The following is a 13,393-nucleotide window of genomic DNA, read 5'->3' on the forward strand; positions in this document are numbered from 1 at the left end:
CTCGAGAGCCAGCTTCCTCTATGTCGCGTACTCGACATTGTCGGCTATCGGACAATGCCGAACGTGCCTCTCGGCATCGACCGGCACTTGAACCAGAGCGCACCGCCGTTCGCTGCCATGTCGACTGGGCGAACAAGTGGTGACCGGTTTAGCTCTGAACTGTTCGCCGGCTGAGGCACAGGGCGGACTGTCACTTTTCAAGTGAGGAAATCTCTGTACCCTCCGTTCATGAGGGCGCGGCCACGAGAGACGGCACGGCGAATACGGTCGCGCAGATGATCGCGAGGATCTCTCCAGTCGGCATTGACGCGCCGGTGACCAATCAGCGCTTCGGCGAGCTCGCGATGTGACGCCCCAGCAAGTGAGCCGTCGAGCGCACGAAGAACGAAGGTTAGACGGGGACCGCGTTTTTCTGGCGGAAACAAGCGGGCAGGCAGATGTTGACCCACACTTAGAGCATTGAGGCACTCGAGCGCCCTCAGGCGGTGCTTCGAAAGCATCGCGGGCCAGATCGCCTCGGTATGGAGGCAGACAGGTTGCAAGATATCCGCGCCAGAGACGGCGAGCTGGAGCGTATGCTCGGCGTTGCGAAGAAGAACATGCTGGCCCGTGTCGGGCGCCAGCAGGACCGTCGCGCGAAATGGTAATGCCGAGAGTTCGAACGGCGCTGTCGCCGACGATGCTGACAGATGTTCTGCAATGACTGGCAACACATGAACGCACCAGAGCGGAGACCAGAAAACGAGCGAATTGCGCCCGTAAGACTCGGCGAAACAGGACACCCCATCGTGACAGGTCACCGGCCGACGCGACCACGTCGAGAAATGCTGGATTGCGGCGTAAGTCATCGCGCCAATCAGCCTCATCCGCGCCAGTCATGAGAACTGCAGGCACGACTGTGCTCGCCTGCCCGCCCTCACGGAGGTCGAAACATCATGCCAACTGCCAAAGCACCGGCGCCGAAGGCACCAGAGGTCGTTGGCGGCATTTCGTCGAAGCGTGCGCCATTGGCACTGTCGAGGGCAGAAGACGCGCGCAAATAGCGCCAGGCCGTCGAACCCGCGCAGCGACAGCCTGCACGGGCGGAGCACCCCAAGTGAACCGGTTTGATTGCGGTGATCGGCTCCTGCGTCGCGTTCGAGACTTTGCCCAAAGGCACAGTAGCGCAGCGGTGGATTGCAGGCCGGTTGTGGGCAGGTTGTCGTAGCGCGAGCGCTATAGGCTCAGTCATCGCAGGTCGGTTCCGTTGCAAACTTTTCGCTTACGGCCGGCGTGTCATAGGTGACCGGCATTTTGCCGGAGAGTTGTTCATGTTCAAGGGCCGCCATTTCGACCAGTCCGTAATCCTGCTGTGCGTGCGCTGGTATCTGGCCTATGGCCTGAGCCTGCGCGACCTGAAGGAAATGATGGCGGAGCGCGGCATCGGCGTCGACCATTCGACGATCCACCGCTGGGTCGTTCACTTCTCGCCTCGGCTGCTGGAGCGTTTCAATCGACGCAAGCGCGCGGTGACCAGAAAATGGCATGTCGACGAGACCTATATCAAGGTTCGCGGAAAGTGGATGTATCTCTATCGCGCGATCGACAGCGCCGGCGACACCGTCGAGTTCTGGTTCAGCGAACACCGGGACCTGCTGGCGGCCAAACGGTTTTTCCGAAAAGCGCTTGAACGCCATGGGCGGCCCGCGCGGGTGGTCATCGACGGCAGCCAGACCAACCGCGAGGCGCTCGTCTCGTGCGATGCCGAAAACCGACTGCGCCGTCCCTCCCGGCGCGCTCCCAAACGGATTGGCATCCGCCAGAGCCGATATCTCAACAACCGCATCGAGCAGGACCATCGGCGTATCAAGCGCCGGGTGCGGCCGATGCTCGGTTTCAAGTCATTCGCAAGCGCGACGGCAACACTGGCTGGAGTCGAGATGATCCACATGATGCGCAAACGGCAGGCGAGGTACGCCTACAATCCAAATCCGTCGATTGCTGAACAGTTTGAAATCATCGCCGCAGCGTGAAGCTATTGCCGCCCCCTCAGTTTCTGTGCCGGTATGAAAATTTGCAACGGAACCGATCGAGATTAAGCGGCTCGCTGCCGCCAATACCGTAGCAGATGCGCCCGTCTTCGCCGACGATACGCGTGACCATCGCGCTCATACCGATGAGAAACCGGCTCGAAAAACGATGATTGTAGGCGTTACGGAAGTCCCCGGTAGCCCGCTTGAACGCGCCGCCGGCGATAGGCTCGACGCGGCGCTTGAAAGTCCGGAAGCGTCGCCACCCCCTGCAAATCGGGTCTATATCGTCCAGATAGAGCGCTCGCTCATTCGGGAACTCGTCACGCCACCCTTGCAGATCTTTTGTCCTATTGGCTTGGTGGCACAGATGTCCCGCCGCGAAGGCGAAGCGCGACTTGATCGCATAGGGCCTCCCGAGAGCGACCGTCCCCAGCGTGTTTATGAACTCATGTGAGACTGCGAGCTTCTCTTTATCGGAGAGTGCGGCCGCGACGCGCGCCCATGCGCGCAGCCGACGCACGTCATGAGTCAGGTCGTTGATGATGTTCGCGAGCTCCGAGGCATATTCCGACAACATGCTGGAATACGGCATCCATATCACGGTGAGCGGGTTGGGGAGCGTCCACCAGCGATAGGGCATAAACCGACCGCCGATCTCGCTATGATCAAGCTCGTGTCGATAGACGGTGTAGAGGCGAATTGCCTCTACAGATTGTTTCTGCGTGAATTCGTCCGGTTCAGGCATTGCGGCGGGCCCAATTGACGACCGACCAGATCAGCTTGTCGCGCTGCATTTAAAGGTGAGACTTCTCGCCTAATGATATCAAGCCCGGGAGCGGGAAAAAGCTGGGGTCAAGCCGCAAGGGCAAACTTGGCTTGCTTCAATCGACCATCGGCAACCGCCGCGCGGACCTGAAGTACCCTGTGAGCCCCTGCGGGAGACCAGCGCATCTGACGTTTTTTGTTCATGCGGGCATTGACGAGGCTGTTGGCGGCGGATTCGGCCGGGGCACTCGAGATCGGGTGATCCGCCCAATATCGTTGGCAGTAGTCGACCAGGGAGGTTTTGTTCTGGATCAGGTAGGTCTGAAGATTGCTGACCAGTTCGAAGAAGCGCTTGAGCTTGTTGCTGGCATCCGGCAGCCGAGCATATTGCTCCAACTGGCAAAGCATATCCCTCACGGCTCTCGTCGCCTCCCTGACGTAGCCGCTCCAGAGGAGATGACGAAGCCGCGGCACATGAAGCGCAGTGTCTCGAAGGTAGATACTCAGATTGCCAACGCTCTTGAGCCCTTCCCACGCCTGTTCGATGTGACGGAGCCGCATCGACAGATGGAACCAGTCGAGAATGTGGGTGATGGGCTGGCGTGTTGCGCCGATGACGATACCCTGCAGCCCGACGTCTCCGTCGCTGAAAACGGTGACGTCGCTGCCTGGCACCCACCCTTGCGCCCGCAGCGCCGCACGAACAACGTCGTGCTTGCCGGTGGTAACATGCGGTGAGGCCGCGAACTGACGCGGTGGTCGGCCTTTGGTCACAACCCGCCCCATGGCAATTTCGAAATGGCGGCTCTGGTATCCGGGGACCGCGCGAATGTAGGCGCCATCAATGAACACGGAAATGGGCGACCCGTCGGCACGGCTCAGTCTATAGGGACTTGCAAGGTCCCATTTCTCGATCTGATCGGCGACCTTCGCCAGCCGGTTGCTTACAGTGCGATGATTGTGCGGCCGCATGGCCGGCACAAAAAGGTCGAGAACACGCGCCGCTTCACGAAATGACAATCGGGAGCCGAGTTCAGCCTGAATGCGCTGCAACTCCGGCGTGGCTCTGCCGTTCAACAGGGCTTCTGTTCTTCCTTCGCCAGGATTCGCCGATCCGTCGCACGCGCAGCCGCGAAAGCGAGGTACGCGCATACGGCAAACGCCAAAGAGCGAGTCGACCGTGCGAGATCGGTAGTCATGGATGCTCCTAACGCGACCGCATTCCAAACAATTCCTATCGAGCTGTGCCGCCTGATCTGCCTGGAACTGCGTGAATTCCCCTGCAGGCGGCGCTGTATGCCCTTGCTTTCATCCAGAGAGAGGCCGAAGTCGCCGAGCCGCGCCCCTTCGACGTTGCGTGCGACAATTGCGATCTCTCGACGTAGCGGCAGGCCATCGGCGCCAACCAATTCGACCCAGACCTTCATCCTCAATTGCGCTGCCACCGAATGCCCCTTCCGACAAAAAGCTCCGGTTACGCTAAAATTCTTACCCCCAGCTTTTTCCCGCTCCCTAAACTTAACGCTGTGAAAACAAGATCTGGGAGTGAGGCTTTGGTTCATTCGGCGTGAAGTCGCGCGATTTGGCGCCATGCTTGCATGGCAGTTGCTCGCAGTTCTCGATGGTGGGTGGATGGAATATCGTGGCGGGGAACGTTAAAGAGGTTGGCGATCGGGTCGTGGACGGAAACGAAACGCTGAAGATGTCGCGCTGACTTGAAGCGCTTCATGATCCTCTCCCGCCGTCGGACGGGTTGATGAGAGTTCTCCGCCCGATTGTTCAGGCCCTTGTGCGAGCGATGCTCGACGCCTGGCATGATCTCCCGCTTCGCCGCACCGTAGGATCGAAGCTTGTCGGTGATCATCACACGCGGCGAACGGCCTTGCCCTTTCAGAAGCTTTCGCATCAAGCGCTTTGCCGCCTTGGCATTGCGACGGCTTTGCACCAACACGTCGAGAACAAACCCGTCCTGATCAACGGCGCGCCAAAGCCAGTGTTTCTTTCCACCGATGGTGATGACAACCTCATCGAGATGCCATTTGTCGCCGAGCTTGCCGGCCGATCGCTTCCGGTATCATTGGCAAAGTGTCTGCCAAATTTCTCAGCCCAAAGTCGCACGGTCTGGTGAGAGACGATGACGCCACGAGCTGCCAGCATATCCTCGACCATCCGCAGGCTGAGCGGAAACCGGAAATAGAGCCAAACGGCATGGGCAATCACCTGCGCCGGAAATCGGTGGCGACGATAAAGAGGATCACGGGAAAATCTGGTCATGCCGCCAGATCCCACATTTTGATCGATGCCCGGTTAACGTTACGGTGCCGCGACGAGGCCACTCTGCGGACGGAAATCCGCCGCGCCAACGACGTCTGCGCGGTCCATCGCTGCCAACTGATCGTCAACGACTATTGGCGGCTCGCCATTGAAAAAGGCTGCGACTTCGTCCATCTCGACCACGAGGATTTGGCCGCGGCCGACCTGCTGGCGATCAAGTACGCCGGATTGAAGCTCGGACTTTCGACCCACGATCACGCCGAACTGGAAACAGCCCTCGCAGCCGAACCGGACTATATCGCGCTCGGCCCCATTTACCCGACCATCCTGAAGAAGATGAAATGGCGCCCGCAAGGGGTCGAACGGATCGGCGAATGGAAGCGCCGGGTCGCGCCGATCCCATTGGTTGCCATTGGTGGCCTCAACCCTGACCGTCTCGACGGTGTCTTCGCAGCTGGTGCCGACAGCGCGGCGGTGGTCACCGACATCACATTCAATGCGGATCCCGAACTGCGCACGCGGGAATGGATCGAAAAGACGGATCCATCGCGCTGAAGCGAGAACCCCATGTGCTTGTCGTTGGTGGGTCGGACTCCAGCGGTGGGGCTGGAATTGCGCGCGACATCGAGACGATCGCTTCCATTGGCGTGCGCACCTGCCTTGCCGTCTCTGCGCTGACGGTGCAGACGCACAAAGCCGTCATGGAAATCAGTCATTCGTCACCGGGTCTGGTGGCCGATCAGATGCGGGCGGCGCTGCAGGCCAACAAGGTGGCGGCCATCAAGATCGGCAACGGCCGAGATCATCGTGGCCGTTGTCACAGTGCTGCGTGAAAATCCGCACGTGCCGGCAATACTGGACCCGGTGCTGGCGTCGACATCAGGCCGGACGCTTCTGGAAGCCGGCGCCATCGCCGTCATGAAGCGCGATCTGATGCCACTTTGCTGTATTGTCGCATCCAATCTCATCGAGTTGGCGCTCCTTGTTGGCTCGGAACTGGCGGTGGATGAGGGCGGCGCAGTGTTGCAAGGCCAGGAATTGCTGAACGCTGCAGCGCAGGCCCTGCTGATCAAGGGCGGCCACGCATCGGGACATCGATCAACCGATGTTCTGTTGCGCTTCGATCAAGAACCAATCCGCTTCGACACACCGCGCCTGATCTCATCGATGCGCGGGACGGGTTGCATGCTTGCCAGCGCGATTGCGGCGCATCTGGCCAATGCGAGATCGCTTCAAGATAGCGTGCGCGAAGGCAAGCTGTTCGTGTTCGAGAAGCTCCGGAAACATGCAGCCGAAAACAGCGAGTGACCGTTTTGCGGCGGTTTGCCGACCACCACATGGGAGCGTCTGACGAGCGATCTCCCTACTCCAAAGAAAGCGAGTTCGAGGGGCCTCTGAAGGAGCGGAAGAACTCGCGTTTCCTTTTTTCACGGTCCGCTGAAAAGTCTTCAGCCTAAACATGACTATTGTGGTTCGCCTGTCGTATTTCCGAACGCCATTGCACGGTAGAGTGACCGAACCTCACTGGCGTGGCACGGAAGGCCAGGAGGCCATCGTACAAGCTGAGGCATAGGACGGCGCAGACCGTCCGCTCTTCAAAGAAGAATATTCTCCAGGGGGATCGTCATCATTGATCCGGCTGTCAGGAGGCCTGGGCAGCTGAAAGAGGGCGATGGCTATGATATGGTCAGGGACGGGATTGCATGGTTTGCGTCAGGCACCTGCACGGATCACCTCTCAAAAATGGCAGGCCGGTCCCGGCATCGAAGCGCCGTCGCGAGATTTTCGCGGCCGCGGTGGCTTCGCTGTCAATTGTCCGCAGGGCGAAATCCGCAGCAAATGAGTGTGCGCTAAAGGCATAGCCGCCTCCGCAAGCGGAGGCGGCTACAAAAGCGCAATCGATGCTAATTTCGTGACGATCACCGTCGTGTCCTTCAGCAGGATTTTGCAGAATGCCGCCACTTTCCGCGCGTGCTGCGGCTCAGACTGCTCGTCGGTAAGTCCAGAGCTGTGCGGGCGGGATGTTGCGGACGACGAAATCATAGTGAGACACGACGTAGCGGTCGGGCATTTTGATCACCGGCGACAAAGGTCCGTAGGTGATCTGAATGACAGGTCTCCCGCGAGGAATTCGGGCAAGCAAATCCTCAAGCAATGCAATGCGCTGTTCCATCGGAAAACTCAGCAACGGCACCGCACTTATCACACAGTCGAATTGCTCCCCGCGCCGCTCGGCCAGCACTTCCTCCAGCGCGAACGCATCGCCCAATCGAAAATCCACCCCTGGAAAGCGTCGTGTGAGACGATGATAGAAATCCTTGGATTATTCGACCGAAACCAGCTGATGCGGCTTGATGCCCCTTTCCAGGATTGCCTTGGTGATGACGCCAGTTCCTGCGCCCAGCTCAAGAACCGGCAATCCGGATGCCGGATTGATAACGCTTGCCATACGACGCGCGGCATGAACGGACGTTGGCATCAGCGCGCCCACTCGTTTCCTGTCCTTCTGCCAGCCCTTGAAGAATTGCACTTCTTCTTCGAACTTCCTGGCGAGGAGCTCCTTCAATCGAAAGACCATATCCACTCCCTGCTACGCTATTTGTCTGGGTCATTTTGACGACGCACTCTATCCCCTTGCCGGACTGGAGACCGCCGACAGCGGTGCTGTCGCAATAGACGGCTAGCCGGTGCATGGCGTCGGCGCCGAGCGCGCGGTGATCTTCCAGGAAACCGCCTGCTGCCTTGGCCGAGCGTACTCGGCAACGTCGCTTTCGGCCTCGAGGTACGGGGCATGGCCAACCAAGAAGCCGAAGAAAGGGTCCGCTTCCATATTGCACTGGTGGTCGGCCTCGCCGAATTCACCGATGCCTGGCCAAGGCAGCTTTCAGGCGGCAGCGCCTCTCCACCGCTATATATCTGAGTTAAGCGCAATTCAGCAAAGCCAGTGGTTTCCAAAAGGGCTGACCAGAGCGTCGGAACGCATCGTGGGGCTTTGCGGTCGCAATAGGTTGGGCGGGGTCGCGGTATGATGCTCATCTTGTTGCTCTGGCCCGGGCGCGTAGGCTATCTCGTCGTCGGTCCAGCCGGATTCCGCTGCGCGCTCAACCAATTCCTGAAGGGCCGGTTCCAAGGCGAGCTGGCATTGAAGGCCGCGGTCCGTATGTCGACTGGGCACCTTGGTTCGGCGATCGCAATGCTTGATCTCTTCGTTGCAGGCCATGGGCTCTCGCCCCTCCCCTTTCGCCATACAAGGCGCGCCAGCTCACGCGTTGTTCGTGCGCGCCTCGGCAATCGCTTCATCAACCAGCCGCTCCAGCGATCCGGCGCGTTCAAGCTCCTTGAAGAAATAATGCGGCGTGACGCTACCGAGCCGGTGCAACTCGGCTGCCCGTTTCGCATCGAGCAAGACAACCGGCGGCGGGTTGACCGTCACGCTCCAGCGCTTTCCTGAAGAAGCGCTTGGCCGCCGGACAGGTGCTCGTCGACCTGCCATTTGCGGGTCACGAGCCGCTTGCGCCGGGTGAAGCGTCCCAGGCGCAGTGGGGCGAAATGAACGACCCCGCGGTATCGTGGAATGGCGATGCTGATGCGGCGCTACTATTGCACCTCCTGTAGCCTCGCCGTCATGAAGTCTATGAAAGTGCGGACCTTGGCGGAAAGGTATTTTCGGCTCGGATATACGGCATGTAGCGTGTTGGTGAACCCGATCGCGTCTGGAAGCACCATCTCCAGCCGGCCTGCTTCGATATCCGGCTCAACCATCCATTTCGGTAGAAAAACAAGGCCCATGCCCCGCAGCGCTGCAAGCTGCAAAATCGTCTCGTTCTCGCTCTGCATCACGCGACGGAATGTGACCCTGTGCCGTCCATCCGGACCTTCCAGCGACAGGCTGTCGCCGAGGTTGATCCCGCTGAACCAAAGCAGCGCGTGGCCATTGAGATCGGTGATACGTTGGGGTCGCCCTGTTCGCTCCAGATATTCCGGCGATGCCATGAGACGAAACTCGATCTGGGTCAGCGGACGGGCAACAAGGCCCGGATCGAGCCGCTCGCGCGACGTTGCCCGCAGAGCCAGGTCGAAACCTTCGTCCACCAGATTGACGATACGCCCGCTTAGATCGACATCCAGGCAGACGTCGGGATAGCGCTGATTGTAGGCGGCCAGTATGTCTACAAAGCAGGAACTGGCTGCCCAAACCGGCGCACTCAGTTTCAGGGTCCCACGGGGTGCCACGGTGACGTTGCCGACAGCCGCTTCCACCTCGTCAAGCCCTTCAAGCATCTGTTTGGTTTGATTGAAATAAAGCGCACCAGACTCTGTGAGGCTGACTCTTCGGCTGGTCCGGTTGAGCAACCGGGTGCCCAGGCGGTTCTCCAACTGCATTACGTGTTTGCTGGCCATTGCCGGCGAAATGCCGAGGCGATCTGCGGCAGCGGTGAAGCTTTTTAGGTCGGCGACGGTGCAAAACACCCGCAGGCTCGTCAACGTATCCATTTATCATCAACATCCAGGAAATGGTTCTTCAATATCAGCCAGATTGATCATTGAAGGAGAAAAAATCAAATTCTTCCGCAACGGACGCCCTTGGAAGGCAAGCTTTTCAAACGGCGCCCCAGCCGCGGATTTTGCGGTCACCTCATGAAGGACAAACCTGGTGACAGATTCCTTGCTCCCGACCTACTTCATCAGTCATGGCGGCGGACCCTGGCCCTATATTACGGGCGAGTTCCGCCGCAATTTCGACGTGCTTGAGAAGTCGCTGGTGGACATGCGCGCCGAACTCGGCAGCGCGCCGAAGGCGGTCCTCGTGATCTCGGGCCACTGGGAAGAGACTGGTTTTGCCATCTCGTCAGGTGTCAAGCCGGGCATGGTCTATGACTATCACGGCTTTCCGGAATACCTCTATAGCATCGCCTACAATGCGCCCGGCTCGCCGGAGCTTGCGAACCGTGTTCAGCGGCGACTCCTCGCAAGCGGCATCGAAGCGGCACTTGATCCAACACGCGGTTACGATCACGGCACCTTCAGCATCATGAAGCCTCTCTATCCGGACGAGGACATTCCTTTGGTCCAGCTTTCGCTGGATATGGGTTACGATCCGGCGCTGCATATCAAGGTCGGCCGAGCTCTCGCGCCTCTGCGCGCCGAGGGCGTTCTGATCATCGGCAGCGGCCTCAGCTATCACAACCTGTCTGCCATGCGCGGCACGGACGGATACGAGCCGTCCCGTCGCTTTGACGCCTGGCTCCAGGAAACTCTGATGCATTGTCCTTCCGAGAAGCGAACCGAACGGCTCATCGAATGGGAACGGGCGCCAGCCGCCCGCGCGGCGCACCCCCGTGAAGATCACCTCATCCCGCTGATGGTGGTGGTCGGTGCCGCCGAAGACGAACCGGGTGCCACGATCTATCACCAGAAGGACTTCGCGGGCGGGCTCACCGCATCGAGTTTCCGCTTCGGTCTCGCCCCTTCAGCCGCCCAAGCAAATGGAGATGCGCCATGATCAGCGAAACGTTCAAACCGATCGTCTATCTCAAGGAGAACTGCCCCTTCTGCTTGAAAGTTCGCCTGTTTCTTCTGGAATCAGGCCTGGCTTCGGAAGTTGAAAGCCGCGACTTCGTTTCCGGCACCGCGGGGGAGCAAGAAATCCGGACAGAGCTGCTGCCGCACCTCGATGAGGTGAGCTTTCCGTGCGCGCAGCTTGAGCCCGGTCGTTACGTCACTGAATCCGACGACATTGTTGCATTCTTCGCGGCAAAGGCGGGCCGCGATCCGGCCAGGCTGCCGGTCTACCGGAACTATGTCGATGGCGTCTTTGCCATGTCGATGAAGCTCTGGAAGGAAAACCAGGAACTGAAGAAGGCGGTTTCCGCCGCCTGACCACCCATCAACCAAATTGGAGATGTCATGCTTGATACCGTCAAATGGACGCCGCGCGTTCTTGCGATCCTTCGCATCATGACCGCACTTCTGTTCCTCGAACACGCGACCATGAAATTCCTGCAGTTCCCGGCCGCGATTCCGGGTGTGTCCTATCCGCTGCCCGCCATCATGATCGTTGCCGGCACAATCGAGGTGATCACCGCGCTGTTGATGTTCGTCGGATTTTACACGCGCCTCGCCGCCTTCATTGCTTCGGGTGAGATGGCAGCCGCCTATTTCATGGCACACGCGTCGCAGGGTTTCTGGCCGGCTCTGAATTTCGGCGAACCCGCGATCCTGTTCTGCTTCATCTTCCTTTATCTCGCCCTCGCAGGCGGTGGGGCATGGGCCCTCGAGAACGCTCGCCGCCCGGCCATGGCGTAAACGGCAGCATCTGGAAAAAGCAAGTGCCAAACCAGACGACCAGAATTTTGGAGACCGCAATGAAAGCCGCACTTCTCAAATCCTACGGCGACGTCGATCACTTCGAAATCGCCGATATTCCGACGCCGCAGCCGGGGCCGGGCGAGGTCCTCATTAAGATCGAGGCATCCGCGGTCAACCCATTCGACCTTGTTCTCCGCCAGGGCTTCATGGCCGAATTTATACCGCTGCCGCTGCCGGCTGTGCTTGGCGGAGACGCCGCCGGCGCCATTTCGGCGCTCGGCGAAGGCGTGACCGGTTTTGCGGTCGGTGACCGGGTTGTGGCCGATTTTCCGGCAAACGGCAAAGGCGCGCACGCCGAATATGGCGTCGTTGCAGCCACATCTGTCGCCAAGCTGCCTGCTGAACTAAGTTTCGAGCAGGGTGCCTCGCTCGTCAAAGCTGGCCTTACCGGGCGCCAAACCGTCGAAGCGCTGGGAGTCAAGGCTGGCGATCGGGTTCTGGTCTCGGGCGGCCTTGGCACGGTGGGACGGTCCGCGATCCAGTATCTCAAACAGATCGGCGCCAAGCCGGTGGCGGGCGTCCGGCGTGAGCGGCTGAGTGAAGGCCGCGACGTGGCGGGCGAAGCGCTCGATATCACGATCCCAGCCGCAGTTCCGAGTTTCGACTATGCCATCAGCGCCGCCGGCCCCGTAGCCGGCAATCTCATCAGCCATGTCCGCGACGGCGGCCATGTGGCCAGCGTTGTTCCGGTGCCCGAGGGCGCCAATGCCGGAAATCGCTTGGCTATCATTGAACTCTACCACCGCACCGATGCCGCCACGCTTAATGCAGTGCTGGATTCCGCCGTACGTGGGCAGCTGGTGATCCCGATTTCCCACACTTTCACCCTGGACCAGATTGGCGCGGCCCAAAAAGCGGTTGCAGCGGGCGCTCCCGGGAAAGTCGTGCTGAAGCACTGACAGCAAGAATATGGCCTCGCCGTATGTGACATTCGATTTTGGATGGCGCGTGTGAGGCCGCGAAGTCCATGTGGCGCGGGCGGCGAATTCCTGCTTGCACCAGGAAGCGTACCCGGCGCGTAAGGGCGTGCGCCGTCGACGACGTGGACGAGGACGAGGAGGACGTGATCCGCTTTGACCACGCCGGAGCAACCTACGCGATCTATCGCAGTCCAGAAGACGAGTTTTTCGCGACCGACGGCCTGTGCACGCATGAGTGCATCTGGCCGACGGCCTGGTGATGGACAATATTGTCGAATGTCCCAAGCACAACGGCAGGTTCGACTACAGGACTGGAGCGGCAAGAGGCGCTCCGGTTTGCGTGAACTTGAGGACCTATCCGACACGCGTCGACGGTGGCGAGTCTTTATCGAAATCGATTGAGATTTGGGGCCATGATCTTCAAGGAACAGGTCAGGTGGGAGTTCCTCAAGCCCCAGGAATTTCTCGAGCGCCAGAAACAGAAACCGGTCGTCTACCTTCCGATGGGCCTTTGTGAGCCGCATGGGCATGTCGCACCTTTCGGTCTCGACACGATCAAGGCCGACTGGCTGTGCGACGAAGCCGCTGACCGGTTCGGTGGCGTCGGCGCACCGACCATGGCCTACCACACCCATGAGACCGGCTATCACGCGCCTTGGCTTAAGGAGGTCATGGGCGGGGTCAATCCCAGGCTCGCGGCGCTGCCGCCGCATCTCCTGCTCGAGACGCTGCTCTACCAGCTGCGGGCTTTCCGCAACGCCGGATTCCAGGCGGTGGTTGTCGTCAGCGGTCACCATGGAAGCCAGGACGATCTCAGGATGATTGCGGAGGCATTCGCTGGCGCCTTCCCCATTCAGCACTTTGTCAGGACAGACCCCGAGCTCGTCAGCGGGAAATTCACAGGCGATCATGCGGGTCGATACGAGCTTTCGCAGCTTCTGGCGATCCGACCGGACCTCGTGGCGCTGGACAGGGCTGACCGGATCGGCATGGATCCGCTGGACGTTTCGCGCAGAATCCTGACCCCACTTAAACACCGCCTGTAAGAATATG

General features: G+C 59.8%; 13 protein-coding genes and 6 pseudogenes. 11 read left to right on the forward strand and 8 right to left on the reverse strand.

Annotated features, from left to right (window positions below; genetic code table 11):
* Positions 1 to 197: 197 nt before the first annotated feature.
* Positions 198 to 866 (reverse strand): DUF2285 domain-containing protein, encoded by a 669-nt coding sequence (locus tag HB778_RS38580; protein ID WP_244662178.1) that lies wholly within the window; start codon positions 864 to 866, stop codon positions 198 to 200.
* Positions 867 to 1,310: 444 nt separating this feature from the next.
* Between HB778_RS38580 and HB778_RS38585 the strand changes: the two genes are divergently transcribed.
* Positions 1,311 to 2,012 carry an IS6 family transposase gene (locus HB778_RS38585; RefSeq protein ID WP_183455459.1) on the forward strand — a complete coding sequence of 234 codons (702 nt, stop codon included), beginning with the start codon at positions 1,311 to 1,313 and terminating at the stop codon, positions 2,010 to 2,012.
* A gap of 16 nt (positions 2,013 to 2,028) precedes the next feature.
* Here HB778_RS38585 and HB778_RS38590 read toward each other — a convergent pair whose 3' ends face one another.
* The 3 genes and pseudogenes from HB778_RS38590 to HB778_RS38600 form a co-directional block, all read right to left on the reverse strand.
* On the reverse strand, positions 2,029 to 2,757 hold the full coding sequence (locus tag HB778_RS38590; protein WP_183465768.1) for an integrase: 729 nt from the start codon (positions 2,755 to 2,757) through the stop codon (positions 2,029 to 2,031).
* A 107-nt stretch (positions 2,758 to 2,864) separates the two neighbouring features.
* Positions 2,865 to 4,222 (reverse strand): annotated as a pseudogene (locus HB778_RS38595) (ISKra4 family transposase).
* A 113-nt stretch (positions 4,223 to 4,335) separates the two neighbouring features.
* Positions 4,336 to 5,051 (reverse strand): annotated as a pseudogene (locus HB778_RS38600) (IS6 family transposase).
* Here HB778_RS38600 and HB778_RS38605 point away from each other — a divergent pair.
* From HB778_RS38605 to HB778_RS43285, 3 genes are read left to right on the forward strand one after another with little or no spacing between them, the layout of a single operon-like run.
* Complete coding sequence (locus tag HB778_RS38605) at positions 4,986 to 5,606, forward strand: thiamine phosphate synthase (RefSeq protein ID WP_183465769.1); 621 nt, start codon at positions 4,986 to 4,988, stop codon at positions 5,604 to 5,606. The pseudogene HB778_RS38600 and the gene HB778_RS38605 sit on opposite strands and share 66 nt — an antisense overlap.
* A 14-nt stretch (positions 5,607 to 5,620) precedes the next feature.
* Entirely contained in the window at positions 5,621 to 5,884 is a 264-nt protein-coding gene (locus HB778_RS43280; RefSeq protein ID WP_348524816.1) for a bifunctional hydroxymethylpyrimidine kinase/phosphomethylpyrimidine kinase, read from the forward strand.
* Between the two features lie 10 nt (positions 5,885 to 5,894).
* The gene (locus HB778_RS43285) at positions 5,895 to 6,359 is read left to right on the forward strand and encodes a bifunctional hydroxymethylpyrimidine kinase/phosphomethylpyrimidine kinase (protein WP_348524822.1); all 465 of its coding nucleotides are present in this window, start codon (positions 5,895 to 5,897) and stop codon (positions 6,357 to 6,359) included.
* A gap of 673 nt (positions 6,360 to 7,032) precedes the next feature.
* On the opposite strand, the pseudogene pmtA reads toward HB778_RS43285, so the two are convergent.
* Positions 7,033 to 7,629, reverse strand: a pseudogene (gene pmtA, locus HB778_RS38615) (phospholipid N-methyltransferase PmtA).
* Between the two features lie 55 nt (positions 7,630 to 7,684).
* Here pmtA and HB778_RS38620 point away from each other — a divergent pair.
* Positions 7,685 to 7,950: pseudogene (locus HB778_RS38620) on the forward strand (ABC transporter ATP-binding protein); the annotation flags it as partial.
* A 363-nt stretch (positions 7,951 to 8,313) separates the two neighbouring features.
* On the opposite strand, the gene HB778_RS42440 reads toward HB778_RS38620, so the two are convergent.
* The 3 genes and pseudogenes from HB778_RS42440 to HB778_RS38630 form a co-directional block, all read right to left on the reverse strand.
* Entirely contained in the window at positions 8,314 to 8,484 is a 171-nt protein-coding gene (locus tag HB778_RS42440) for a hypothetical protein (RefSeq protein ID WP_244662179.1), read from the reverse strand.
* Positions 8,471 to 8,618: pseudogene (locus tag HB778_RS43750) on the reverse strand (IS6 family transposase); the annotation flags it as partial. The pseudogene HB778_RS43750 and the gene HB778_RS42440, both read right to left, overlap by 14 nt.
* Positions 8,619 to 8,648: 30 nt before the next feature.
* Entirely contained in the window at positions 8,649 to 9,545 is an 897-nt protein-coding gene (locus HB778_RS38630; RefSeq protein ID WP_183465770.1) for a LysR family transcriptional regulator, read from the reverse strand.
* 160 nt (positions 9,546 to 9,705) lie between these two features.
* Here HB778_RS38630 and HB778_RS38635 point away from each other — a divergent pair, with 160 nt between their 5' ends.
* The 6 genes and pseudogenes from HB778_RS38635 (at position 9,706) to HB778_RS38660 (ending at position 13,386) form a co-directional block, all read left to right on the forward strand.
* On the forward strand, positions 9,706 to 10,554 hold the full coding sequence (locus tag HB778_RS38635; protein WP_183455365.1) for a DODA-type extradiol aromatic ring-opening family dioxygenase: 849 nt from the start codon (positions 9,706 to 9,708) through the stop codon (positions 10,552 to 10,554).
* Positions 10,551 to 10,931, forward strand: coding sequence for a glutathione S-transferase N-terminal domain-containing protein (locus HB778_RS38640; RefSeq protein WP_183455366.1), 381 nt, complete (start codon positions 10,551 to 10,553; stop codon positions 10,929 to 10,931). The genes HB778_RS38635 and HB778_RS38640 overlap by 4 nt, the downstream gene beginning before the upstream one ends.
* Before the next feature lie 27 nt (positions 10,932 to 10,958).
* On the forward strand, positions 10,959 to 11,357 hold the full coding sequence (locus HB778_RS38645; RefSeq protein ID WP_183455367.1) for a DoxX family protein: 399 nt from the start codon (positions 10,959 to 10,961) through the stop codon (positions 11,355 to 11,357).
* 59 nt (positions 11,358 to 11,416) lie between these two features.
* Positions 11,417 to 12,319: an NADP-dependent oxidoreductase gene (locus tag HB778_RS38650; RefSeq protein WP_183465771.1), complete on the forward strand. Its 903-nt coding sequence runs from the start codon at positions 11,417 to 11,419 to the stop codon at positions 12,317 to 12,319.
* Positions 12,320 to 12,387: 68 nt separating this feature from the next.
* Positions 12,388 to 12,728: pseudogene (locus HB778_RS38655) on the forward strand (MocE family 2Fe-2S type ferredoxin); the annotation flags it as partial.
* 25 nt (positions 12,729 to 12,753) lie between these two features.
* A complete protein-coding gene (locus tag HB778_RS38660) occupies positions 12,754 to 13,386 on the forward strand; it encodes a creatininase family protein (RefSeq protein ID WP_183455369.1) in 633 nt (210 codons plus the stop codon).
* Positions 13,387 to 13,393 lie beyond the last annotated feature (7 nt).

This window comes from Mesorhizobium huakuii, assembly GCF_014189455.1.
In the GTDB taxonomy this organism is placed as follows: Bacteria; Pseudomonadota; Alphaproteobacteria; order Rhizobiales; family Rhizobiaceae; genus Mesorhizobium; species Mesorhizobium huakuii_A.

Excerpts from the sequence above, each read along its gene's own strand:
- HB778_RS38580 (WP_244662178.1), bottom strand. The coding sequence starts at position 866 with ATGAGGCTGATTGGCGCGATGACTTACGCCGCAATCCAGCATTTCTCG.
- HB778_RS38585 (WP_183455459.1), top strand. The coding sequence starts at position 1,311 with ATGTTCAAGGGCCGCCATTTCGACCAGTCCGTAATCCTGCTGTGCGTG.
- HB778_RS38590 (WP_183465768.1), bottom strand. The coding sequence starts at position 2,757 with ATGCCTGAACCGGACGAATTCACGCAGAAACAATCTGTAGAGGCAATT.
- HB778_RS38605 (WP_183465769.1), top strand. The coding sequence starts at position 4,986 with ATGGGCAATCACCTGCGCCGGAAATCGGTGGCGACGATAAAGAGGATC.
- HB778_RS38630 (WP_183465770.1), bottom strand. The coding sequence starts at position 9,545 with ATGGATACGTTGACGAGCCTGCGGGTGTTTTGCACCGTCGCCGACCTA.
- HB778_RS38640 (WP_183455366.1), top strand. The coding sequence starts at position 10,551 with ATGATCAGCGAAACGTTCAAACCGATCGTCTATCTCAAGGAGAACTGC.
- HB778_RS38645 (WP_183455367.1), top strand. The coding sequence starts at position 10,959 with ATGCTTGATACCGTCAAATGGACGCCGCGCGTTCTTGCGATCCTTCGC.
- HB778_RS38650 (WP_183465771.1), top strand. The coding sequence starts at position 11,417 with ATGAAAGCCGCACTTCTCAAATCCTACGGCGACGTCGATCACTTCGAA.
- HB778_RS38660 (WP_183455369.1), top strand. The coding sequence starts at position 12,754 with ATGATCTTCAAGGAACAGGTCAGGTGGGAGTTCCTCAAGCCCCAGGAA.